The organism is Streptomyces sp. NPDC044003 (assembly GCF_056435185.1).
The window spans coordinates 1-22402 of sequence record NZ_JBWKFA010000016.1; the positions used below are offsets into that span (position 1 = coordinate 1).

At 71.1% G+C, this 22402-nt stretch carries 21 protein-coding genes; 16 read left to right on the forward strand and 5 right to left on the reverse strand.

Annotation, left to right across the window (positions count from 1 at the left end; all coding sequences use genetic code 11):
* The first annotated feature begins 106 nt into the window (after positions 1–106).
* The 8 genes from AC07AW_RS37680 to AC07AW_RS37715 all read left to right on the forward strand — a co-directional run bounded on the left by AC07AW_RS37680 (position 107) and on the right by AC07AW_RS37715 (position 6966).
* The gene (locus tag AC07AW_RS37680) at positions 107–754 is read left to right on the forward strand and encodes an HAD family hydrolase (RefSeq protein ID WP_478819964.1); all 648 of its coding nucleotides are present in this window, start codon (positions 107–109) and stop codon (positions 752–754) included.
* Between the two features lie 43 nt (positions 755–797).
* Entirely contained in the window at positions 798–1997 is a 1200-nt protein-coding gene (locus AC07AW_RS37685) for an MFS transporter (protein ID WP_478819965.1), read from the forward strand.
* Positions 1966–3141, forward strand: coding sequence for an acetoin utilization protein AcuC (locus AC07AW_RS37690; RefSeq protein WP_478819966.1), 1176 nt, complete (start codon positions 1966–1968; stop codon positions 3139–3141). The genes AC07AW_RS37685 and AC07AW_RS37690 overlap by 32 nt, the downstream gene beginning before the upstream one ends.
* 94 nt (positions 3142–3235) lie before the next feature.
* Positions 3236–4051, forward strand: a complete 816-nt coding sequence (locus tag AC07AW_RS37695; RefSeq protein ID WP_478819967.1) for a phosphatase — start codon at positions 3236–3238, stop codon at positions 4049–4051.
* 127 nt (positions 4052–4178) lie between these two features.
* Positions 4179–4388, forward strand: a complete 210-nt coding sequence (locus tag AC07AW_RS37700) for a helix-turn-helix domain-containing protein (protein ID WP_015034391.1) — start codon at positions 4179–4181, stop codon at positions 4386–4388.
* Positions 4389–4551: 163 nt separating this feature from the next.
* Complete coding sequence (locus AC07AW_RS37705) at positions 4552–4650, forward strand: 30S ribosomal protein bS22 (protein WP_003948845.1); 99 nt, start codon at positions 4552–4554, stop codon at positions 4648–4650.
* Between the two features lie 138 nt (positions 4651–4788).
* Complete coding sequence (locus AC07AW_RS37710; protein ID WP_478819968.1) at positions 4789–5889, forward strand: NAD-dependent epimerase/dehydratase family protein; 1101 nt, start codon at positions 4789–4791, stop codon at positions 5887–5889.
* Positions 5890–5904: 15 nt separating this feature from the next.
* The gene (locus AC07AW_RS37715) at positions 5905–6966 is read left to right on the forward strand and encodes a lysophospholipid acyltransferase family protein (RefSeq protein WP_478819969.1); all 1062 of its coding nucleotides are present in this window, start codon (positions 5905–5907) and stop codon (positions 6964–6966) included.
* 87 nt (positions 6967–7053) lie between these two features.
* On the opposite strand, the gene AC07AW_RS37720 is transcribed toward AC07AW_RS37715, so the two are convergent.
* The 3 genes from AC07AW_RS37720 to AC07AW_RS37730 form a co-directional block, all read right to left on the reverse strand.
* Positions 7054–8295, reverse strand: coding sequence for a DUF5667 domain-containing protein (locus AC07AW_RS37720; RefSeq protein WP_478819970.1), 1242 nt, complete (start codon positions 8293–8295; stop codon positions 7054–7056).
* Between the two features lie 298 nt (positions 8296–8593).
* Positions 8594–9385 carry an ECF subfamily RNA polymerase sigma factor, BldN family gene (locus AC07AW_RS37725; RefSeq protein ID WP_351188926.1) on the reverse strand — a complete coding sequence of 264 codons (792 nt, stop codon included), beginning with the start codon at positions 9383–9385 and terminating at the stop codon, positions 8594–8596.
* A 420-nt stretch (positions 9386–9805) separates the two neighbouring features.
* On the reverse strand, positions 9806–10753 hold the full coding sequence (locus AC07AW_RS37730) for an HAD family hydrolase (RefSeq protein WP_478819971.1): 948 nt from the start codon (positions 10751–10753) through the stop codon (positions 9806–9808).
* 94 nt (positions 10754–10847) lie between these two features.
* Between AC07AW_RS37730 and AC07AW_RS37735 the strand changes: the two genes are divergently transcribed.
* The 6 genes from AC07AW_RS37735 (at position 10848) to hemB (ending at position 17382) form a co-directional block, all read left to right on the forward strand.
* On the forward strand, positions 10848–11144 hold the full coding sequence (locus AC07AW_RS37735) for a glutaredoxin family protein (RefSeq protein WP_478819972.1): 297 nt from the start codon (positions 10848–10850) through the stop codon (positions 11142–11144).
* Between the two features lie 272 nt (positions 11145–11416).
* Positions 11417–12223, forward strand: coding sequence for a redox-sensing transcriptional repressor Rex (locus tag AC07AW_RS37740; RefSeq protein WP_478819973.1), 807 nt, complete (start codon positions 11417–11419; stop codon positions 12221–12223).
* A complete protein-coding gene (locus AC07AW_RS37745; RefSeq protein WP_478819974.1) occupies positions 12220–13575 on the forward strand; it encodes a glutamyl-tRNA reductase in 1356 nt (451 codons plus the stop codon). The genes AC07AW_RS37740 and AC07AW_RS37745 overlap by 4 nt, the downstream gene beginning before the upstream one ends.
* Positions 13572–14558 (forward strand): hydroxymethylbilane synthase, encoded by a 987-nt coding sequence (gene hemC / locus AC07AW_RS37750; protein ID WP_478819975.1) that lies wholly within the window; start codon positions 13572–13574, stop codon positions 14556–14558. Before AC07AW_RS37745 ends, hemC begins: the two co-directional genes overlap by 4 nt.
* Complete coding sequence (locus AC07AW_RS37755; RefSeq protein WP_478819976.1) at positions 14555–16225, forward strand: bifunctional uroporphyrinogen-III C-methyltransferase/uroporphyrinogen-III synthase; 1671 nt, start codon at positions 14555–14557, stop codon at positions 16223–16225. Before hemC ends, AC07AW_RS37755 begins: the two co-directional genes overlap by 4 nt.
* A gap of 155 nt (positions 16226–16380) precedes the next feature.
* The gene (hemB, locus tag AC07AW_RS37760; protein WP_478819977.1) at positions 16381–17382 is read left to right on the forward strand and encodes a porphobilinogen synthase; all 1002 of its coding nucleotides are present in this window, start codon (positions 16381–16383) and stop codon (positions 17380–17382) included.
* Here hemB and AC07AW_RS37765 read toward each other — a convergent pair.
* The gene (locus AC07AW_RS37765; RefSeq protein ID WP_478819978.1) at positions 17379–18239 is read right to left on the reverse strand and encodes a DUF4253 domain-containing protein; all 861 of its coding nucleotides are present in this window, start codon (positions 18237–18239) and stop codon (positions 17379–17381) included. The two genes, hemB and AC07AW_RS37765, sit on opposite strands and share 4 nt — an antisense overlap.
* Before the next feature lie 116 nt (positions 18240–18355).
* Between AC07AW_RS37765 and AC07AW_RS37770 the strand changes: the two genes are divergently transcribed.
* Positions 18356–18625, forward strand: coding sequence for a DUF1876 domain-containing protein (locus AC07AW_RS37770; RefSeq protein ID WP_116165466.1), 270 nt, complete (start codon positions 18356–18358; stop codon positions 18623–18625).
* Between the two features lie 51 nt (positions 18626–18676).
* On the opposite strand, the gene argS is transcribed toward AC07AW_RS37770, so the two are convergent.
* Entirely contained in the window at positions 18677–20437 is a 1761-nt protein-coding gene (gene argS / locus AC07AW_RS37775) for an arginine--tRNA ligase (RefSeq protein WP_478819979.1), read from the reverse strand.
* A 174-nt stretch (positions 20438–20611) separates the two neighbouring features.
* Between argS and lysS the strand changes: the two genes are divergently transcribed.
* Complete coding sequence (gene lysS, locus AC07AW_RS37780) at positions 20612–22333, forward strand: lysine--tRNA ligase (protein ID WP_478819980.1); 1722 nt, start codon at positions 20612–20614, stop codon at positions 22331–22333.
* Positions 22334–22402: the final 69 nt, after the last annotated feature.

The window sequence follows — 22402 nt, forward strand, 5'->3', positions numbered from 1 at the left end:
GCAGGGGGGACCCTGTGGGAGAGTAGGACGCCGCCGAACAATTATTAGCCTCAACCCCCGGACATTGTCCGGGGGTTGAGGCTTTTTTGCGTTCTACGCTGTGGTCATGCGATACGACTTGGTCATCTTCGACAACGACGGCGTGCTCGTGGACAGCGAGCCGATCTCCAACACCCTGCTGGCCGGCTATCTCACCGAGCTCGGGCATCCCACCACGTACGAGGAGTCGGTACGGGACTACATGGGGTCCGCCATGCACCGGATCCATGAGCTGGTCGAGGAGCGGAGTGGGCGGAGGCTGCCCGAGGACTTCGACGACGTCTTTCACGCGCGCGTGTTCGCCGCGTTCCAGGCGGAGTTGGAGGCCGTGGCCGGGGCCGCGGAGGTGCTCAAGGGGCTGGCCGCGGCCGGGGTTCCGTACTGTGTGGCCTCCTCGGGGAGCCATGAGCGGATCAGGGTGGGGCACCGGAAGACCGGGCTCGATGTCCACTTCAGGGACGAGGTCGTCTTCAGTGCCGAGGACGTCGGCCGGGGCAAGCCGTGGCCCGACCTGTTCCTTCACGCCGCCGAGCGGATGGGGGTCGCTCCCGAGCGGTGCGTGGTCGTCGAGGACAGCGGGCCCGGTGTGCAGGCCGCCCTGGCCGCCGGGATGGACGTGTACGGGTTCACCGCGATGACGCCGGAGGCCAAGCTCAGCGGGGCCAAGGGGTTCTTCCGGGAGATGGACGAGCTTCTGGCGATTTTGGGGTCCTGATCCATCTACCCAGCGGTAGGTTCCGGCCGTACGCTGTGCCGCCATGACGGATGCGCGGTTGAGGCGTGGGCGGGGATCCCTGGCGGTCAGTTTCTTCGTGCAGGGGGTCACCTTCGCCCTGCTCGTGACTCGAATACCGGCGATCCAGGACCAGTACGGCATCTCGGACGGGCTGCTGCCGGCCTTCCTGGCGGCAGTGCCGATCCTCGCGGGTGTGGCGAGTGTGGTGACCGAGAAGGTCGTCGCCAAGGTCGGTCCCGCGGTGGTCCTGCGGTGGGCGCAGCCCTTCGTGCTGCTGGCCCTCCTCGCCGTGGGGCTGGGGTCCGAGCTCTGGCACGCCGCGATCGCCCTCGGGCTGTTCGGTCTTGCCGTGGGCGCCCTGGACGCCTCCATGAACATGCTCGGGGTGAGCCTCCAGCGGGCGTACGGGCGGAGCATCATGCTCGGCTTCCACGCCTCGTACAGCCTCGGCGGGATCGCGGGGGCCTCGCTGGCCTGGGTGGGGGCGCACTGGCATCTGTCGCTGTTCGTGTCGTACCTGCCGGTGGTGGCCGTGCTGCTGCCCGTCGCGCTCGTCGGCAGCCGGTGGTACGTGGCCGGCGGGGAGCCCGCGGCGGCCGAGGCGGGGGACGCCAAGGGGAGCGGTGTCGTCTTCAAGGTGCTGCTGCCGCTCTGCCTCGTGATGACCTTCGCGTACATCGGGGACTCGACCGTCTCCAACTGGAGTGCCAAGTACCTCCAGGACGTGCTGCACAGCTCGGAGGAGCTGGCGACCGTGCCGTACAACGCGTACATGGTGACGACGCTGCTCGGGCGGGCCGTCGGTGACTTGGGGGTGCGGCGGCTCGGGGCCGTCGTGGTCGTGCGGGCGGGGGCGGTGCTCGCGGGGCTCGGGTTCGCGGTGGTCGCCATGGCTCCGGGCGCCTGGGTGGGGATCGCCGGGTTCACGGTGCTGGGTCTCGGGCTGAGCGTGATCGTGCCGCAGACCTTCGCCGCGGCGGGGCGGCTGTTCCCGGGAGCCAGTGACGCGGCGGTCGCCCGGCTCAATGTCTTCAACTACGTGGGTTTCCTCGTCGGGTCCCCCTTGGTGGGGGCGCTCGGGGACGCGTGGAGCTATCGCGGCGCCATGGTGGTGCCGATGCTGCTGGTCCTGGTGACGGTGGTGTATGCCACGTCGTTCGGCTCGCGGGAGGCCCGATACGGTGGCGGCTATGAGCAGCCGCGCACTGTTGATGTGGGATGAAGCTGTCACGCAGTACGACTTCGGGTCCGAGCATCCGATGGATCCGGTACGGCTCGCGCTGACGATGTCGCTGGTGCGGGCCTACGGGCTCGACCGGGCGGCGGACGTGGTGGCGGCGAAGCCGGCCGGCGACTCGACGCTGCGGCTCGTGCACCGCGAGGACTATGTGGCGGCGGTGCGGGCGGCCTCGGCGGATCCGCGCCACGCCGACCAGTCGTACGGGCTCGGCACGGTCGACGATCCGGCGTTCGCCGGGATGCACGAGGTGTCCGCGCTGATCGCCGGGCAGTCGGTGGGGGCGGCGGAGGCCATCTGGCGCGGGGAGGCCGCGCACGCGGTGAACTTCGCGGGCGGGCTGCACCACGCCATGCCGGGGAGCGCGTCCGGGTTCTGTATCTACAACGACGCCTCGCTGGCGATCGCCCGGCTGCTCGAACTGGGTGCGGAGCGGGTCGCGTACGTGGACGTGGACGTGCACCACGGGGACGGGGTGCAGGCGGCGTTCTGGGAGGACCCGCGGGTTCTGACGGTCTCGCTGCACGAGCATCCGCGGACGCTGTTCCCGCAGACGGGATGGCCGGAGGAGACGGGCGCGCCGGGGGCCGGTGAGGGCGGGGCCGTGAACGTGGCGCTGCCGGCGGGGACGGGCGACGCGGGGTGGCTGCGGGCCTTCCACGCGGTCGTACCGGAGCTGATCGCGGACTTCCGGCCGCAGGTGCTCGTGACACAGCACGGGGCGGACACGCACTTCGAGGATCCGCTGGCGCATCTGGCGGTGTCGCTGGACGCGCAGCGGGCCGTGCAGGAGGCGTGTCACGAGCTGGCGCACGAGTACGCCGAGGGGCGCTGGCTGGCGCTCGGCGGTGGCGGGTACGCGGTGGTGGATGTCGTACCGCGGTCGTGGACGCATCTGGTGGGGATCGCGGCGCACGCTCCGGTGGATCCGGAGTCGGTGATCCCGGCGTCCTGGCGGGACGAGGTGTACGCGCGGACCCGGCAGCTGGGGCCGGCGCGGATGACGGACGGGCGGTGGCCGGTGGGCTTCCGGGACTGGGCCGAGGGGTACGACCCGGCGGACCGGCTCGACCAGGCGGTGCTGGCGACGCGGAAGGCGGCTTTTCCGCTGCGGGGGCTGCTGGCCTAGGCGGTCTAGAACGTTCTCCTGGGCGTTACGCCGACTGTGGGGTGTCCGGGAGGTTTGGATCCCCGGCCGGTGGTGTTCCGGCAGCATCGGACGGGTGTTGAGTACCGGGGCGCTGCGGGCGCATCTGTTGGACGCGGGGTTGGCGGGCACGGTGGCGACCTCGCGGGAGGAGAACCTGCGGAGCTATCGGCTCTTCGCCGCGCGTGATCCTCGGGTGCTGCTCGGGCTCGACCCCGCCTGGGGGTGGGACGAGGCCGGTCTGCTGCGGCTGATGGCCGACAAGTGCGGGGTGTCGGGGGATCCGGCGCACCGGTCGGGGTCGGACGTCATCGATCCGGAGCGTACGGTGCGGGGGCTCGACGCCTTCGCGGCGCGCCTGGGCGCGGCGGCCGCGCGGCGGGTTCCGGTGCTCCTCGGGACGGGTCATCCGCACCGTCTGCTCGGTTTCTACGTCGCTCTCGCAGACGCCTTGTCGGCGGCGGGATGTCTTGTCCTCACACCGGCGCAGGGGCGATGTGTCGACATAACGACCCGGTTCGGCGTACGCACGTACCTCCTCGACTACGTACGCGGGGTCGCCCTGGTACGGGAACCCGGACCGTCCGGGGACGGGCGCGCGCCGGGGGCGCACTCCCACTCGCCGCTGCCGGTTAGGGCCGCTCTGGAGAGCGCGGCGGAGTGCGGCGGGCCGCTGCCGGAGCTCGTGGTGGGGGACCACGGATGGGTCTGCGGGGCAGGTCAGCTGGGTATCGAGGCCATCGGTCTCGCCGATACGGATGATCCGGCGCTGTTCGTCGGTGAGGCGGAGGGACAGGTGTCGGTGGCCGTTCCGCTTGATGACGGCGTGCGCTCCGCCTCGTACCTCCCGCTGACGCGCTATGTACTCAATCGAGCGTGTCTGTCACGGTAAACGGCCGATGGCAGCTCCTCTTCCCCACTCGTACCACCCGCCCCTAGTCTGGAGAGTGAGCGCTCGGCGACGAAGAGTCACCGGAGGGGAAGCCGGTGGGCGTCGCGGCGGAAGGTACAGGTGGGTCATGGCTGCTGGCGAACGACCTCTCAACGAGGTCAAGTTTCTGACCGTGGCGGAAGTCGCCTCGGTGATGCGCGTCTCGAAGATGACCGTGTACCGCTTGGTGCACAGCGGTCATCTGCCGGCGATCCGGGTGGGCAGGTCCTTCCGGGTGCCGGAACAGGCGGTTCACGAGTACCTGCGGGAGTCCTTCGTGGGGGTGGGGACCGCGTAGCGAGCGCGCGGCCTCAAAAGTCGGGAAAGCTCCGTATGGCCCTCGGATTACAAGCGCGGTCCTCGGGACGGTAGGCTAGGCCGACGTAGGTCGTGTGGGCCCAGACGCCCCGCACCGATCCCCGCCGAGGCGGGGATGTTCCGAGAAGTGAGCGAGGGTAGTCGTGGGCTCTGTTATCAAGAAGCGGCGCAAGCGGATGGCGAAGAAGAAGCACCGCAAGCTGCTCAAGCGCACGCGCGTTCAGCGTCGCAACAAGAAGTAAGGCGACAGCTGCTTCGCAGCGTTTGTGCGTCAGGCGTGGCCCTTCACCGTTCGCGGTGAAGGGCCACGCTTTTATCCCGTGGAAATGTCGAGGCGCTACGGTGTCGACCAACGGGAGTGACGGACGGAAGGCGCTGCTTTGGGCAAGGTCGTGCTCGTCACCGGTGCCGCCCGGCATCTGGCCGGCCGCTTCGTGCGGCGGATCCAGCGGGACCCGGAAGTGGAGCGGGTGATCGCCGTGGACGCGGTCGACCCCGCGCACCAGCTCGGCGCCGCCGAATTCGTACGGGCGGACATCCGCCGGCCCGAGATCGCCAAGGTCCTCGCCGAGCACGACGTCGACACGGTGGTCCATCTGGACGTCACCGGTACGGCGCTCGGCGGCGGCGGCCGGACGTCGGTCAAGGAGACCAACGTCATCGGCACCATGCAGCTGCTCGGCGCCTGCCAGAAGTCGCCGCGGATCCGGCGCCTGGTGATCAAGTCCAGTACGAGCGTCTACGGCTCCGCGCCCCGGGACCCGGCCGTCTTCACCGAGACGACGCCCGCGAAGTCCCTGCCGAGCGGCGGCTTCGCGAAGGACGCCGTCGAGGTCGAGGGGTACGTCCGGGGCTTCGCCCGGCGGCGGCCGGACGTGGCGGTGTGCGTGCTGCGGTTCGCGAACATCCTCGGGCCCCGGATCGACTCCCCGCTCGCCGAGTACCTGGCGCTGCCGGTGCTGCCGACCGTCCTCGGCTACGACCCGCGGCTGCAGTTCGTCCACGAGGACGACGTGATCGACGTCCTGCGCCTGGCGGCGCACGAGCCCCGCAGGGCGACCCAGAACAGCGGCACGTTCAACGTGGCCGGGGACGGGGTGCTGCTGCTCTCCCAGTGCGCGCGGCGGCTCGGGCGGCCGACGGTGCCGGTGCTGCTGCCCGCGGTCACCTGGGTGGGCACCGCCCTTCGTACGGTCGGCATCACCGACTTCGCGCCCGAGCAGATCCGGCTGCTCACCCACGGCCGGGTCGTCTCGACCGTCCAGACGCGGGAGGTCCTCGGCTTCTCGCCGCGCTACTCGACGGCGGAGGCGCTCGCGGACTTCGCGCGGGGGCGGGGACCGGGGCTGCTGCCGCCCGAGCTGCTCGCCGGGGCGGTGGACCGGCTCGCCGGGCGCCTGGCCCCGTCGGCGGCCGCCGGGAGCCCCGCTCCGCCGGCCGCTTCCTCCCCCGAAGCTTCCACCGTTCACCACGGCGCCTGAGGAGACCCGACTGCGATGGCGGACGCCAAGGTCATTCCGTTCGACGACGACCGCTCACGGGCCCGCCGGCGGCCCGCCAGGGCCGAGGGCGAGGCGGCGGCCGTACGGGCCCTGCCGGGGCCCAAGGAGGCGCCGGGGGAGCCGGGGGAGCCGGAAGGGGTGTCCGGGGGCCCCGGGGCTTCCGGTGGGGCGTCCCCGGAGCCGGAGCCGGACCCGGAGCCCGCGGCGGGTGGCGGGAGCGGCTGGGAGCGGCGGCTCGCGGGTGGGCTCGCGTTCCTGCGGCGGCGGGTCACCGGCGAGTACGAGGTCGACGAGTTCGGCTACGACGAGGAGCTCACCGACCAGGTCCTGATGTCACTCCTTCGCCCGCTGTACGAGAAGTACTTCCGGGTGGAGGTGAAGGGCGTCGAGAACATCCCGGCCGAGGGCGGGGCGCTGATCGTCGCCAACCACTCCGGGACCCTGCCGCTGGACGGCCTGATGATGCAGGTCGCCGTTCACGACCAGCATCCGGCCGGGCGGCACCTGCGGCTGCTCGCGGCGGACCTGGTCTTCGTGCTGCCCGTCGTGAACGAGCTGGCCCGCAAGGCGGGGCACACCCTGGCCTGCGCGGAGGACGCGGAGCGGCTGCTGCGGTCCGGCGAGATCGTCGGGGTGATGCCGGAGGGCTTCAAGGGGATCGGGAAGCCCTTCGGGGAGCGGTACAAGCTCCAGCGGTTCGGGCGGGGCGGTTTCGTCTCGACGGCGCTGCGGGCCGGGGTGCCGATCGTGCCGTGCTCGATCGTGGGCGCGGAGGAGATATACCCGATGCTCGGGAACGCGAAGACCCTGGCGCGGGTGCTGGGGTTCCCGTACTTCCCGCTCACCCCGACCTTCCCGTGGCTGGGGCCGCTCGGGGCGCTGCCGCTGCCGACGAAGTGGACGATCCAGTTCGGCGAGCCGATCCCGACGGACTCGTTCGCGCCGGAGGCGGCGGAGGACCCGATGCTGATGTTCAACCTGACGGACCAGGTGCGGGAGCAGATCCAGCACACGCTGTACAAGTTGCTGGTGCAGAGGCGGTCGGTGTTCTTCTGAGCGGCGGAGCGGCGGTCGGTGTTCTTCTGACCCGTCGCACAGAAGAAAGGGGCGCCCCCCGTCCGTGGGGGCGCCCCTTTCTTCTTGTCAGCGAGCGTCCTCGCTGTCGATGCCGAGGCCCGGAAGCAGGCCCGGCAGGAGTGGCGGAAGCGTCACGTCCGGCACGTCCGGGGTCGACTGGCCCTCCGTCGGGGCCGTCGGTGTGCCGGTCGGGGAGGGCTTGAGCAGTCCGCCGGCGCTGCCGCCGAGGAGCCCGTCGTCCTCGGACGAGCCGGTGCCGCTGCCCGTGCTCGGGCTGGTACCCGTGCTGGGGCCGGACGACTGGGACGGGGCGGAGTGGCTGCCCGAGGGAGACGTCCCCTGGCCGGACGGCGGCCGCTGGCTGCCCGTGCCCTGGGTGCCCTTCGGCGCGCCGGGCCTGCTGCTCGGGCCCTCGGAGCCGATCGCGCCCCTCTCCGGGGTGCGGGGCAGCACCGACTGGAGCGGCTCTACGTCTTCGTCTATGGCGTCGAAGACGTCCGTCACCTCGCTGCCGACGTCCGCCAGCTGGACGGGGAGCCGGTCGCGGAGGCCGTTCCAGGTGTCCCGGTGGGCCTGGGCGAAGGAGTTGAGCCGGGCCATCGGGCCGATCTCTCCGTCCCGCTCGTACGCCTCGCGCAGGAGCCGGTGGCCCTCGGACGCGTCGTGCTTCATTCCGCCCAGGACGCGGCGGATCTCGGCCAGGGACTCGTGGTCGAGATCGCCGGCGCGGCCGCGCTCCATGAGCCGACGGGCCTCGCTGAGACGGGTGGAGGCCTGGTCGAGGTAGATGCCGCCGCGGTCCGCGACGTCATCCGCCATGCTCAGCTTGATGTCCTCCATGCCTCGCTTGAGTCCGTAGAGCGAGTCACCGGGCAGTGCGTCGGAACTGGCAGCGGCCACTCCGCCGAAGGCGCCCGCGGCCACACCGACCGTGAGGCCGCCGGCGGCGAGGCCCTTGGTCCAGCGGGACCGTGGGCGCAGTTTCCGGAGCGGGGACGCCCGGTGGGCTCCCTTGCCGCTGGATGTCCGCTGCTCCGGCACCATAGGGCCCGCGGCGGCACTCCCCTCCATGAGCATTGCTTCCATGGCGGCGACGAGCTGTGCTCGCTGCACCACCTTGACCTCGGGGTCGAGCTGTGGCTTCGGCAGCTCGCCGAGGCCGTTCGCCAAGGCCAACAGTCGCCCCTGCTCAGCGGGTTCGACCGGTTCCGCCGGGGACTCCGGCTGCTCGGCCGCCGCGTCCTCGGACGCCCGGTCCTCCAGGGCCTGGGCGAAGGCGTTCGCCCGCCGGTGCACGTTCGCGATCACTGGCGGCACCTCCTCTCGTCATGACGGTCGACTCCCCGGGGTGTCCGGAAGGTTGCACACCTTGAGCACATCCACACGAAAGAGTGAGTGGCTGTGGACATGGTGTGACCACAGGGAGCCTGCATCCCGCACAACGAGCGGCGCGGCACTTGGGTTACGCGCGAAAGATGATCGGACCAGTGCGTCATCGAGTCGTCACCGACTGTGAGTTGGGCGGGGGTAGTGGGGACATGGGGGGAGATGTGGGCATGGGGGCGCGGACCGGGACAGAGGGGCGCGTGTGGGGGGCGCGGACCGGTCAGCGGGCGTCGTCCGGAAGGAGGCGGGCCAGGGTGCGGACGGCCCGGTACTGGAGGGTCTTGATCGCGCCCTCGTTCTTGCCCATGACCCGGGCGGTCTCGGCGACCGAGAGGCCCTGCAGGAAGCGAAGGGTCACGCACTCCTGCTGCTGGGGGTTGAGGCGGCGGACGGCGTCGAGGAGCGCGGCGTTGGAGAGGGACTCCAGGACGGAGTCCTCGGGGCTGCGCTCGACCTCGTTGGCGTCGAGCATCTCGCCGGTGGTGACTTCGAGCCGGAAGCGGCTGGACTTGAAGTGGTCGGCGACCAGGTTCCGCGCGATCGTGACCAGCCAGGCGCCGAAGTCGCGGCCCTGCCAGGTGAAGGTGGAGATCCGGCGCAGGGCGCGCAGGAAGGTCTCGCTGGTGAGGTCCTCCGCCGTCGCCTTCCCGCCGACGCGGTAGTAGATGTAGCGGTAGACCGTGTCGCTGTACTGGTCGTACAGGCGGCCGAAGGCCTCGGCCTCGCCCGCCTGGGCGCGCTCGACCAGGTCCATCATGCGGGCGCTGTCGCTGTCGGCGGTGGGGCGGCGGGCGGTGGTCGAGGTTCCGGAGCCGGAGCGTGCGCCCCGTCTGCTCACGGCGGCGCCGCCGTCGGCCAGGGCGTAGCAAGGGCCGGCGGGTGCCGGTGCGGCGAAGGCGAAGGCGGGGACAGGGCCGGCGTACGCGGTGGGGACGAAGCCGCGCAAGTGGTCGAGGACCGTTGCGCGCAGCGTAGCCAGGCCCGAGGTGTCAACCCCGACGTGTGGGTACACGGGACTCCCAGAGGCAGAGCTTCCATCACGTGCAGTGCGGGACCGTTCACCCGTCGTGGCGACGTGAGGGGTCCTTTGTGCGTCTGAGGAGAATAACGCTTCGTACAGGCAGCGCTACACCCAGTTGCTCAAATCACCGGTTCCGTTGTTTCTGTTACTGCTTGTAGTCGCATCAAGGCGCAGTTCATGACCAGTTGTTGATCGGTTTGCTTCCGAGTGTGACTGCGCGCGCGTTGCGTTGTGCTCAAGTGCGGGGTGGGTGAGTGAACGGGGCCGCTGCGGGGTAAGGAGGGCGGAATGCCCGGGAGTCGACCTGTGCGGTGCTGTTCGACCACGGACGGGTGAGCGCGCCTGGTCCGGGGTTGTCGCAGATGATCGCAGCCGAAACGTATCGGCAGGACCCTTCAGGGAGGGGCGGCGTCAGTGGCGGCGGCGGTGCAGGGCGACCGCGGCGGCCGTGCCGCCGGCCAGCGCACCCAGGCCCGCGGCCGCGGGGATGCCGACCTTGGCGGCCTTGCGGCCCGTCCGGTAGTCGCGCAGCCGCCAGTCCCGGGCCTTCGCGTGCTTGCGGAGCTTGGTGTCCGGGTTGATCGCGTACGGGTGTCCCACCAGCGACAGCATCGGGATGTCGTTGTGCGAGTCGCTGTACGCGGCGCAGCGGCCCAGGTCGAGGCCCTCGGCGGCGGCGAGAGCCCGTACCGCCTCGGCCTTCGCCGGTCCGTGCAGGGGCTCGCCGACCAGCTTGCCCGTGTAGACGCCGTCGACCGACTCGGCGACGGTGCCGAGCGCGCCGGTCAGGCCGAGCCGGCGGGCGATGATCGTGGCCGTCTCGACCGGGGCGGCCGTGACCAGCCAGACCTTCTGGCCCGCGTCCAGGTGCGCCTGGGCGAGGCCGCGGGTGCCGGGCCAGATGCGGTCGGCCATGTACTCGTCGTAGATCTCCTCGCCGATCGACATCAGTTCGGAGACGCGGTGGCCCTTGACGATGGACAGGGCGCTGTCGCGGGCGTCCTGCATGTGCTCGGGGTCCTCGACGCCGGCGAGCCGGAACCAGGCCTGCTGCCAGGCGAAGCGCGCGAGTTCGCGGCGCTGGAAGAACTTCCGCTTGTACAGGCCGCGGCCGAAGTGGAAGATCGCGGCGCCCTGCATCACGGTGTTGTCGAGGTCGAAGAAGGCGGCGGCCCGCACGTCCCCGACGACCGGGAACTCGGGCTCCGCGGCCTCGGGTTCGGCGGCGGCGGACTCCTCGCGCTCCAGTTCCAGCTGGAGCGAGGACTTGCGCGCCGCCTCGGCGGCGGCCTCGCCTGCCAGGACGCTGCGCGCGGTGGCGGAGCGCCTACGGGGGGTGAGCCATCCCAGAGCGGCCATGTCGTTGAGCATAGCCAGTCTGTTCGGTACTTCCCGACTTGTGAGGATGCCGCCGTGTGAACAGTGGGGGACTCCACTGTTACCCGGCGCCAGAATGGACGCCATGTTCGGACGTACGAAGAAGAAGGACGCCGGAGCGAAGAGCGATCCCGCGTCGCGCACCGTGACGTTGATCGGCAAGCCGGGATGTCATCTCTGCGACGACGCCCGCGCGGTGATCGAGGCCGTGTGCGCGGAGACCGGAGCATCCTGGGAGGAGAAGGACATCACCCTGGACGAGGAGCTTCACCGGGCGTACTGGGAGCAGATTCCCGTGGTCCTCGTCGACGGCGAGCAGCACACCTTCTGGCGCGTGGACGCAGGACGGCTTCGGCGCGAACTGGGTGCCTGACCGAAAGGCGGTTACCATCGTGGACGTTTTGTTGGGTTTCGGGGGCGGCATCGTGAGGAGAGTGTGCGGCTTTGCCCCCTTCGGGATCTCAACGCTCTGACGCACGCCGCGGTTCCGGGACGATACGAACCGGCCGCGTGACCCCGGTCACTTTGGGCAGACAAAACGGACACCATCTTTGTGCACGCGTTCACAAAGACATAGCCTGCATTCGACGGGGCGGTCTTGGGACATATGGCCGCCTGCAGCCCCGCTCATCCCGCAGGAGCACCGTGGCAACTGGCCGAACTCACCGACCGGCGACCCGTAGCCGAGGAATTCCCGAGGCCACCGTCGCCCGGCTTCCGCTGTATCTGCGCGCACTCACCGCGCTCTCGGAGCGCTCCGTACCCACGGTCTCCTCCGAGGAGCTCGCGGCCGCGGCGGGGGTCAACTCCGCGAAGCTGCGCAAGGACTTCAGCTACCTCGGCTCGTACGGCACCCGCGGTGTCGGCTACGACGTCGAGTACCTCGTCTACCAGATCTCCCGCGAGCTGGGGCTCACCCAGGACTGGCCCGTGGTCATCGTCGGCATCGGTAACCTCGGCGCGGCCCTCGCCGGCTACGGCGGCTTCGCCTCCCGAGGCTTCCGCGTCGCCGCGCTGATCGACGCCGACCCCGCCATGACCGGCAAGCCGGTCGCCGGGATCCCCGTCCAGCACAGCGACGACCTGGAGAAGATCATCAGCGAGGACGGCGTCTCCATCGGCGTCATCGCGACCCCGGCCGGCGTCGCCCAGCAGGTCTGCGACCGGCTCGTCGCCGCCGGAGTCACCTCCATCCTGAACTTCGCCCCGACCGTGCTCTCCGTGCCCGACGGCGTGGACGTGCGCAAGGTCGACCTCTCCATCGAGCTGCAGATCCTCGCCTTCCACGAGCAGCGCAAGGCCGGCGAGGAGACGGGCGTCGAGGAGGGCCCCGACGCGGGCGCCGAGCCCGAGGCCGCCGCGGCCGCCGTGCCGCCGGCCCCCCGCGGCGCCACGGGCGGCACCGGCCGCAAGGGACCCGACGGGGACGTTCCCGCGGTGATGCCGGCATGAGCCTTCTCGTCGTCGGACTGAGCCACCGCAGCGCCCCGGTCTCCATCCTGGAGCGGGCCTCGCTGTCGGCGGACACCCAGGCCAAGCTCCTCCAGGACACCCTCGCCGCCGAACCGGCCGCCGAGGCCACCGTCCTGGCCACCTGCAACCGCATCGAGCTCTACGCCGACGTGGACAAGTTCCACGCCGGGGTCGCCGAGCTGTCCACGCTGCTCGCGCAGCACAGCGGCGTCGGCCTGGACGAGCTCACTCCTTATCTCTATGTGCACTACGAGGACCGGGCCGTCCACCACCTCTTCTCGGTGGCCTGCGGCCTCGACTCCATGGTCGTCGGCGAGGGCCAGATCCTCGGCCAGATCAAGGACACCCTCGCCCTCGGCCAAGACCTCCACACCGCCGGCCGGCTCCTCAACGACCTGTTCCAGCAGGCCCTGAGGGTCGGCAAGCGCGCCCACAGCGAGACCGGGATCGACCGGGCCGGGCAGTCGCTCGTCACCTTCGGTCTCGAGCAGCTCGCCCAGGGCACGGACGTCGACACCTGGGCCAAGGGCAAGAAGGCCCTCGTCATCGGCGCCGGCTCGATGTCCTCGCTCGCCGCCGCCACCCTCGCGCGCTCCGGCGTCTCCGAGATCGTCATCGCCAACCGCACCCTGGCCCGCGCCGAGCGGCTCGCGCAGATCCTGGGCGAGGCCGGGGGCACGGGAGTGGCCGCACGCGCGGTCGAGATGGTTGCCGTCGGCGACGAACTGACACGTGCCGACGTCGTCGTCTCCTGCACCGGCGCCACCGGACTCGTCCTCACCGGCGAGGCCGTCGAGGACGCCGTACAGGGCCGCGAGACCCCGCTCCACCTCCTCGACCTCGCGATGCCCCGCGACATCGACGCCGCCGCCCACCGCATCCCCGGTGTCCGGCTCGTCGACATCGAGTCGCTCGCCGAGGCCTCCGCCGACGCGCCCATGGCCGCCGACGTCGACCAGGTCCGGGGCATCGTCTCCGACGAGGTCGCCGCCTTCGGCGCCGCCCAGCGCGCCGCCCACATCACCCCGACCGTCGTCGCCCTGCGCACGATGGCCGCCGAGGTGGTCGCGGGCGAGGTCGCCCGCCTCGAAGGCCGCCTCCCCGGCCTCGACGACAAGCAGCGCGCCGAGATCACCCAGACCGTGCGGCGCGTCGTCGACAAGCTCCTGCACGCGCCGACCGTGCGGGTCAAGCAGCTGGCCAGCGAGCCCGGCGGCGCCGGGTACGCGGACGCGCTGCGGACACTCTTCGACCTCGACCCGGAGACGGTGGCTTCTGTCAGCCGGGCCGACCTGAATGACGCCGACGTCAAGAACCGAGGGCGAGTATGACCGAGAGGGCACTGAGGCTCGGGACCAGGCGCAGCAAGCTCGCCATGGCCCAGTCCGGGCACGTGGCCGACGCCGTCCGGCAGCTGACCGGCCGGCCCGTCGAGCTCGTGGAGATCACGACGTACGGGGACACCTCCCGGGAGCACCTGGCGCAGATCGGCGGCACCGGCGTCTTCGTCGCCGCCCTGCGCGACGCGCTGCTCGCCGGCGAGGTGGACTTCGCCGTGCACTCCCTGAAGGACCTGCCGACCGCACAGCACCCCGACCTGGTGCTGGCCGCGATCCCGCTGCGCGAGGACCCGCGCGACGTACTGATCGCCCGCGAGGGCCTGACGCTGGACCGGCTGCCCCAGGGCGCCCGGGTCGGCACCGGCTCCCCGCGGCGGATGGCCCAGCTCCACGCGTACGCACGCAACCACGGCCTGGACATCACCTGCGTCCCCATCCGCGGCAACGTCGACACCCGTGTCGGCTACGTCCGCAAGGGCGAGCTGGACGCGGTCGTCCTGGCCGCGGCCGGACTCAACCGCATCGGCGGGACCGACGAGCTCCTCGGCGGCCTGACCGCCGAGCCGCTGGCCGTCGACACCGTCCTGCCCGCCCCCGGCCAGGGGGCCCTGGCCGTCGAATGCCTGGCGTCGAACACCGAACTCGTCGCCGCGCTCGCGCCGCTCGACGACCCGCACACGCGGGCCGCCGTGACCGCCGAGCGATCCCTGCTCGCCGCCCTGGAGGCCGGCTGCTCCGCACCTGTGGGTGCGCTGGCCGACCTGCTGGCCGACGACCCCGGTCACGGGCAGGTTGTCACCGAAATGCGCCTGCGCGGCGTCGTCGGCACCACCGACGGCTCGACGCTGGTGCAGCTGTCCACCACCGGACCCGTACCCACCTCGCACGACGAGGCCCTGGCGCTCGGACGCGAACTCGCGGACGAGATGCTCGCCAAGGGTGCGGCCGGTCTTATGGGGGAGCGAGCACTTTGAGCCCCACCAGCCCGACCATCAGCCCCCTGTCCCCGGCCTTCGCGGGCCATGGGCACGTCACGTTCCTCGGCGCAGGCCCGGGCGACCCCGGACTCCTGACCCTCAGGGCCGTCGAGGCCCTCGCGGGGGCGGACGTCCTGATCGCCGAGCCGGAGGTGCTCGAGGTCGTTCGCGGCCATGCGCGCGCGGGGGTGAGCACGCCTGAGCTGACGGTTGTTGACGAGGCGTCAACAACCGCCGGTGTCCCCGTGTTGAGGGATGCGGCCAATCTTGTCATGGAGGCCGCGCGGGGCGGCAGGCGGGTCGTCCGTGCGGTGACCGGCGACCCCGGCCTCGACGGGAACGCCGGAGCCGAGATGCTCGCCTGCGCCGCCGAGGGCATCCCCTTCGAGGTCGTCCCCGGCGTCGCCACCGCCGTCGGCGTGCCCGCGTACGCCGGTGTGCCGCTGCGCGACGCCCAGGGCACCGACGTGCGCTTCGTCGACGCCCGCACCGCCGACGAGCGGTGCTGGGCCGAGGTCGGTGCCTCGGACGGGACCGTCGTCGTCTCCACGTCCTTGGACTCGGTCGCCGCGGCGGCCGGTGAGCTGGTGGCGGCTGGCCGTAAGCCGGACACCCCGCTCACCGTGACCATCGCCGGTACGACGACCCGCCAGCGCACCTGGAACGCGACGCTCGGCACCATCGCCCAGGTCTTCAAGCAGGGCAAGGTCCTCCCCTCGCCCGAGGGCCACCGGCCGGTCATAGCCGTGGTCGGCGAGCGCAGCGCCCCGGCGCAGCGGGACCAGCTGTCGTGGTTCGAGTCCAAGCCGCTCTTCGGGTGGCGGGTCCTCGTGCCGCGCACCAAGGAACAGGCCGCGTCGCTCTCCGACCAGCTCCGTTCGTACGGCGCCGTGCCGCACGAGGTGCCGACCATCGCCGTCGAGCCGCCGCGCACCCCGCAGCAGATGGAGCGGGCGGTCAAGGGGCTCGTCACCGGACGGTACGAGTGGATCGCCTTCACCTCGGTGAACGCGGTCAAGGCCGTACGGGAGAAGTTCGAGGAGTACGGGCTCGACGCCCGCGCCTTCGCCGGGATCAAGGTCGCGGCGGTGGGCGAGCAGACCGCCGCGGCGCTCGTCGACTTCGGTGTGAAGCCGGACCTCGTGCCGTCGGGCGAGCAGTCCGCGGCAGGTCTCCTCGAGGACTGGCCGCCGTACGACCCGGTCTTCGACCCGATCGACCGCGTCTTCCTGCCGCGCGCCGACATCGCGACCGAGACGCTGGTCGCGGGGCTCATCGAGCTCGGCTGGGAGGTCGACGACGTCACCGCCTACCGGACCGTACGAGCCTCGCCGCCGCCGGCGGACACGCGGGAGGCGATCAAGGGCGGCGGGTTCGACGCGGTGCTCTTCACGTCGTCCTCCACCGTGCGGAACCTCGTCGGCATCGCCGGCAAGCCGCACAACGTGACCGTCATCGCCTGCATCGGGCCCGCCACGGCCAAGACGGCCGAGGAGCACGGGCTGCGGGTCGACGTGCTCTCGCCCGAGCCGTCCGTCCACAAGCTCGCCGAGGCCCTCGCGGACTTCGGCCTCCGGCGGCGGGAGTCCGCGCTCGAGGCGGGGGATCCGGTGACGCGGCCGTCGGAGCGGAGGCCGGGGGCGCGGAGGCGTCGGACGACGTAGCGGTTCCATGGGGTGCGGGTCCGGTTCACGGGCCCGCACCCCACCTCGTTGTGGGCATGCGTTCCGTCGGGGCGGTGCCCACACGGGCGGGTGGGTGCGGGTATGCCCACAACGTGTCTGTAAGGGCATGGGAGCCGCGGGCGTAGCCTCGGTTTATGAACTCGTACGGATCCTTTCCCGGGGCGCGGCCGCGGCGGCTGCGGACGACTCCCGCCATGCGCCGGATGGTCGCCGAGACGCGGCTCCATCCCGCCGACCTGATCCTGCCCGCGTTCGTGCGCGAGGGGATCACCGAGCCCGTGCCGATCCAGGCCATGCCCGGAGTCGTCCAGCACACGCGGGACACCCTGCGGAAGGCCGCCGTCGAGGCGCTGGAGGCCGGGGTCTCCGGGATCATGCTCTTCGGCGTGCCCGAGGACGCGAAGAAGGACGCCGCCGGCACCGCCGGGACCGACCCGGACGGGATCCTCCAGGTCGCCATCCGCGACGTGAAGGCCGAGGTCGGCGACGAGCTCGTCATCATGTCCGACCTCTGCCTCGACGAGTTCACCGACCACGGACACTGCGGCGTCCTCGACTCCGAAGGCCGCGTCGACAACGACGCCACCCTGGAGCGGTACGCCGAGATGGCCCAGGTCCAGGCCGACGCCGGCGTCCACGTCGTGGGCCCCTCCGGGATGATGGACGGACAGGTCGGAGTCGTCCGCGACGCCCTCGACACCATCGGCAAGGAGGAGGTGTCGATCCTGGCCTATACGGCCAAGTACTCGTCCGCCTTCTACGGGCCCTTCCGCGAGGCCGTCGGCTCCTCCCTCCAGGGCGACCGCAAGACCTACCAGCAGGACCCCGCCAACCTCCGCGAGTCGATGCGCGAGCTCGCGCTCGACCTGGAGGAGGGCGCCGACATGGTCATGGTCAAGCCCGCCGGGCCGTACCTCGACGTGGTCGCCAAGGTCGCCGAAGCCGTGGACGTGCCCGTCGCCGCCTACCAGATCAGCGGTGAGTACTCGATGGTCGAGGCCGCCGCCGAGAAGGGCTGGATCGACCGCGACAAGGCGATCTTCGAGACCCTCACCGGCATCCGGCGCGCCGGCGCGCAGCTGATCCTGACGTACTGGGCGACCGAGGTCGCGCAGAAGCTGTCCGCCGGACGCTAGTCCCACCAGAAGCGCCACACCGGGATGTCGACGAGGTTCTCCCGGGCGTACTCGCGCAGGGTGTCGTAGTTCCCCTGCGTGATGTTGTCCGGGCAGAACGCGAAGTGCTCCGCCGCCACCGCCTCGGCCTCCTCCGGAGTCCGGGGCGGTGCCGCGACCGAGAGCAGCAGTTCCCCGTGGGTGAGCGCCACGACCCGGGCACCGAAACGGTCCTCCCAGGAGCGCAGCACCGCGCACAGGCGCGCCACGTCGTTCTCGTGGTTCAACGGCCCCGTCCAGCCGATGACCGCCGGTATGTCGGCACTGCGCCGCGCCCGGACCAGGGCCGGGTGTGCCTCCGCCGGCCAGGTGCCCGGCTCCGTCAGCGCCTCGGCGATCTCGGCCGCCGCCCGGTCCGGGTCGGTGCGCAAGGGCAGAGCCGGAGCCAGGCCCGGCCAACCCGCGGCGAACGGGGCCACGACCTCCTCGTACCCCGGTTGCTCGCCGAACAGCTCCTCCACGGCCGCGGTCACCCGCGGGTCCCGGTCCTCCTCGGGTATCTCCTCGGCCGCGTAGCCGTCCCAGAACTCGGCGAGCACCTCCTCGGCGTCGTGGTCCGCCGGGTCGCTCATCATCTCCGGCATCAACTGCCACCCGTCCATGTCGCAAGACCCGCCCAGCAGCACCGGCAGCAGCCCCGCCGTACGCGCCGCCGGGCGCAGCGCCGCCCATGTGGCCGGGCCCGCCGGGTCGTTTCCCGACCAGAGGTACGGGGCGTCCGCCGGGCCCGTGACCGTACCCGGCGGCAGGTCGAGGCCGAGGGAACGGCCCGACGGATCGGACGCGAGCTTCGGCAGCTGGTTCGGGATCATCGCCATGATCAGAACGTACGGGGCACCACTGACAACGGGCCCGGGGCGAGTGGTGGGGGCGCACCGTACGGCGCACTCTGGAGAAGTAGCCGACAGGTACCTCGGTGGAGGTGGTCCTCATGATGCACACGCTTGTCGGATGGCATGTGGAGATGGAGTTCAAGGAGGAGGGTGACCGGACGCGGGCCGCGGCCATGGTCCGGCTCACCGACGGCACCGAGTTCCGGGCCCACGGCACCGCGAACCGGCACCCGTCCGATCCGGACCAGCTGCGCGTGGGCGAGGAGATCGCCGGTGCACGGGCCCTGATGGACCTCGCCTCGCAGCTGCTCCAGAAGGCCCACAAGGAGATCGACGAGGTGTCCGGCCGGACCTCGCACGCCATCCGCTGACGACGAAGCCCCCGGCACGGCGATCCGTACCGGGGGCTTCACTCCGGAGCGTCAGAGACGCTCGGGCGTCCGGATGCCCAGCAGCGCCATGCCCTGGTGCAGCGTGCGCGCGGTGAGGTCGCACAGGAAGAGACGGTTCTCGACCTGCTCCGGGGTGTCCGCCTTCAGGACCGGGCACTCCGAGTAGAACGTCGTGTAGTGCGAGGCCAGCTGGTACAGGTACGCCGCCAGCTTGTGCGGCGCGTACTCCGCGGCCGTCTCGGCGATCAGCTCGCCGAAGCCGTCCAGGTGCAGACCGAGCGCCCGCTCCGAGGGCGCGAGGTCCAGCTCCCGGTGCGCGGCCGGCTTCGCGTCGCCCGCCTTCCGCAGGATCGACTGGATACGGGCGTACGCGTACTGCAGGTACACCGAGGTGTCGCCGTTCAGCGAGACCATCTGGTCCAGGTCGAACTTGTAGTCACGGGCCGCCGACGTCGACAGGTCCGCGTACTTCACCGCGCCGATGCCCACCTGCGCACCACGCTCGGCGATCTCCGTCTCCGTGAGGTCCTGGGCCTTCTCCCGGACCACGGCCGAGGCACGGTCGATCGCCTCGTCCAGCAGATCCACCAGCCGCACCGTCTCGCCCTCACGGGTCTTGAACGGCTTGCCGTCCTTGCCCAGGACCGTGCCGAAGGCCAGCTGGACGGCCTTCACCTCGTCGTTCAGCCAGCCGGCGCGGCGGGCCGTCTCGAAGACCATCTTGAAGTGCAGCGACTGGCGGGCGTCCACCACGTACAGCAGCGACGTCGCCTTCAGGTTCTGCACGCGGTCCCGGATCGCCGACAGGTCCGTCGCCGCGTACCCGAAGCCGCCGTCGGACTTCTGCACGATCAGCGGCACCGGGTTGCCGTCCGGGCCCTTCACGTCGTCGAAGAACACGCACAGCGCGCCCTCGGAGCGGACCGCGACGCCCGACTCCTCCAGGATGCGGCAGGTCTCCACCAGCATGTCGTTGTAACCGGACTCGCCGACGACGTCGCCGTCCCGGATGTCCATGTCCAGCTTGTCGAAGACCGAGTAGAAGTAGATCTTCGACTCGTCGACGAACCGCTGCCAGAGCGCCAGGGTCTCCTCGTCGCCCGCCTGGAGGTCCACGACCCGGGCACGCGCCCGCGTCTTGAACTCCTCGTCGGAGTCGAACAGCGCCCGCGAGGCCTTGTACAGCCGGTTCAGGTTGGACATGGCCTCCTCGCCGGAGACCTCCGCCTCCGAGGAGTGGTCCAGCTCGTGCGGGTGCTCGATCAGGTACTGGATCAGCATGCCGAACTGGGTGCCCCAGTCGCCGATGTGGTGGCGCCGGACCACCGTCTCACCGGTGAACTCCAGGATCTCCACCATCGCCGCGCCGATCACCGCCGACCGCAGATGGCCGACGTGCATCTCCTTCGCCACGTTCGGCTGGGCGTAGTCGATGACCGTCGTGCCCGCCGACTCGCTGAACGGCACGCCGAGACGCGCGTCCGCCGCACGGGCCGCGAGGGTGTCGATGATCGCCGCGTCCGTCACCGTGATGTTCAGGAAGCCGGGGCCCGAGACCTCGATCTCCTTCAGCACGTCGTTCGCCGGGATCGCCTCGACGACCTTCGCCGCCAGCTCACGCGGATTGCCCTTGAGCTGCTTGGCCAGCGCCAGGATGCCGTTGGCCTGGAAGTCGGCCCGGTCGCTTCGTCGGAGCAGCGGGTCGGCGGACGCGGCATCCGGCAGAGCCGCCGAGAGGCCGTCCGCGAGGCGCTGCTGCACGGTCGAAGCGAGGGAAGGGACCGAGGCCATGAGCTTCCGTTCCTGTCGAGATCGATGGGTCTAAATCGCTTGTCAAGTGTCCCATGGCGGCGCAACGTGATTTCCCCGCCTGTGGACAACCTCGGAGAGTGTCGTTCCGTCTGGGAGAATGGCTCACGTAGAGCTTGTCAGGCAGCACCCCTCAGGAAGAAGGACGTACCGACCGTGGCTCAGAGCAGCACCGAGACCGACTGGGTCTCCCGTTTCGCGGACGAGGTCATCGCCGAGTCGGAGCGACGTGCGCCTGGCAAACCGGTCGTCGTCGCCTCCGGCCTCTCCCCCTCCGGCCCGATCCACCTCGGCAACCTCCGCGAGGTCATGACCCCGCACCTGGTCGCCGACGAGATCCGCCGCCGCGGGTACGAGGTCCGGCACCTCATCTCCTGGGACGACTACGACCGCTACCGCAAGGTGCCCAACGGCATCGAGGGCATCGACGCGTCCTGGGCCGAGCACATCGGCAAGCCGCTGACCTCCGTCCCGGCCCCCGCCGGCTCGCCCCACCCGAACTGGGCCGAGCACTTCAAGGCCGCCATGGTCGAGTCCCTCGCCGAGCTGGGCGTCGAGTACGACCCGATCAGCCAGACCGAGCAGTACACGGCGGGCACCTACCGCGAGCAGATCCTGCACGCCATGAAGCACCGCGGCGACATCGACGCCATCCTCGACCAGTACCGGACGAAGAAGGCCCCGAAGAAGCAGTCCCAGAAGCCCCTCGACGAGGCCGAGCTGGAGGCCGAGGAAGGCTCCGGCGCCGCCGCCGAGGACGACGGCTCCGGCGGCGCCTCGGGCTACTTCCCGTACAAGCCGTACTGCGGCCGGTGCGAGAAGGACCTGACGACGGTCACCTCGTACGACGACGAGACCACCGAGCTGGCCTACACCTGCACCAGCTGCGGCTTCGCCGAGACCGTCAAGCTCAGCGAGTTCAACCGCGGCAAGCTGGTGTGGAAGGTCGACTGGCCCATGCGCTGGGCCTACGAGGGCGTCATCTTCGAGCCCTCCGGCGTCGACCACTCCTCGCCCGGCTCGTCCTTCCAGGTCGGCGGCCAGATCGTCCGCATCTTCGACGGCGTCCAGCCCATCGGCCCCATGTACGCCTTCGTCGGCATCAGCGGCATGGCCAAGATGTCCTCCTCGAAGGGCGGCGTGCCCACCGCGGCCGACGCGCTGAAGATCATGGAGCCCCAGCTCCTGCGCTGGCTCTACGCCCGCCGCAGGCCCAACCAGTCCTTCAAGATCGCCTTCGACCAGGAGATCCAGCGGCTCTACGACGAGTGGGACAAGCTGGAGGCCAAGGTCGCCGACGGCTCCGTCCTGCCGGCGGACGCGGCGGCGCACGCCCGTGCCGCCCGCACGGCCGCCGGTGAGCTGCCGCGCACCCCGCGCCCGCTCCCGTACCGCACGCTCGCCTCGGTCATGGACATCACGGCCGGACACGACGAGCAGACCCTGCGGATCCTGACCGAACTCGACCCCGAGAACCCCGTCACCACCCTCGACGAGGTCCGGCCGCGCCTCGACCGCGCCGAGAACTGGATCACCAACCAGGTCCCGGCCGACCAGCGCACCATCGTCCGCGACGAGCCCGACACCGAACTCCTCGGCTCCCTCGACGACGAAGGCCGCGAGTCGCTCCGCCTCCTCCTGGACGGCCTCGACACCCACTGGTCGCTCGACGGGCTCACCACCCTCGTCTACGGCGTCCCGAAGATCATGGCCGGCCTCGACCCCGAGGCCAAGCCCACGCCCGAGCTGAAGCTCGCCCAGCGAGCCTTCTTCGCCCTGCTCTACAAGCTCCTCGTCAGCCGCGAGACCGGCCCGCGTCTGCCGACGCTGCTGCTCGCGGTGGGGGCCGAGCGGGTGCGCAAGCTGCTCGGCGCGTAGCACCGGAGGTTCGGGGCCAGGCCACAGGTCGGCGGACGGAGTCCGGCGCAGCTGGTCGAAGCCCGAGAG

Excerpts from the sequence above, each read along its gene's own strand:
- argS (WP_478819979.1), bottom strand. The coding sequence starts at position 20,437 with ATGGCCTCGGTCCCTTCCCTCGCTTCGACCGTGCAGCAGCGCCTCGCG.
- AC07AW_RS37765 (WP_478819978.1), bottom strand. The coding sequence starts at position 18,239 with ATGGCGATGATCCCGAACCAGCTGCCGAAGCTCGCGTCCGATCCGTCG.
- AC07AW_RS37680 (WP_478819964.1), top strand. The coding sequence starts at position 107 with ATGCGATACGACTTGGTCATCTTCGACAACGACGGCGTGCTCGTGGAC.
- hemB (WP_478819977.1), top strand. The coding sequence starts at position 16,381 with ATGAACTCGTACGGATCCTTTCCCGGGGCGCGGCCGCGGCGGCTGCGG.
- AC07AW_RS37685 (WP_478819965.1), top strand. The coding sequence starts at position 798 with ATGACGGATGCGCGGTTGAGGCGTGGGCGGGGATCCCTGGCGGTCAGT.
- AC07AW_RS37730 (WP_478819971.1), bottom strand. The coding sequence starts at position 10,753 with ATGGCCGCTCTGGGATGGCTCACCCCCCGTAGGCGCTCCGCCACCGCG.
- AC07AW_RS37715 (WP_478819969.1), top strand. The coding sequence starts at position 5,905 with ATGGCGGACGCCAAGGTCATTCCGTTCGACGACGACCGCTCACGGGCC.
- AC07AW_RS37735 (WP_478819972.1), top strand. The coding sequence starts at position 10,848 with ATGGACGCCATGTTCGGACGTACGAAGAAGAAGGACGCCGGAGCGAAG.
- AC07AW_RS37690 (WP_478819966.1), top strand. The coding sequence starts at position 1,966 with ATGAGCAGCCGCGCACTGTTGATGTGGGATGAAGCTGTCACGCAGTAC.
- AC07AW_RS37745 (WP_478819974.1), top strand. The coding sequence starts at position 12,220 with ATGAGCCTTCTCGTCGTCGGACTGAGCCACCGCAGCGCCCCGGTCTCC.
- AC07AW_RS37770 (WP_116165466.1), top strand. The coding sequence starts at position 18,356 with ATGCACACGCTTGTCGGATGGCATGTGGAGATGGAGTTCAAGGAGGAG.
- hemC (WP_478819975.1), top strand. The coding sequence starts at position 13,572 with ATGACCGAGAGGGCACTGAGGCTCGGGACCAGGCGCAGCAAGCTCGCC.
- AC07AW_RS37700 (WP_015034391.1), top strand. The coding sequence starts at position 4,179 with ATGGCTGCTGGCGAACGACCTCTCAACGAGGTCAAGTTTCTGACCGTG.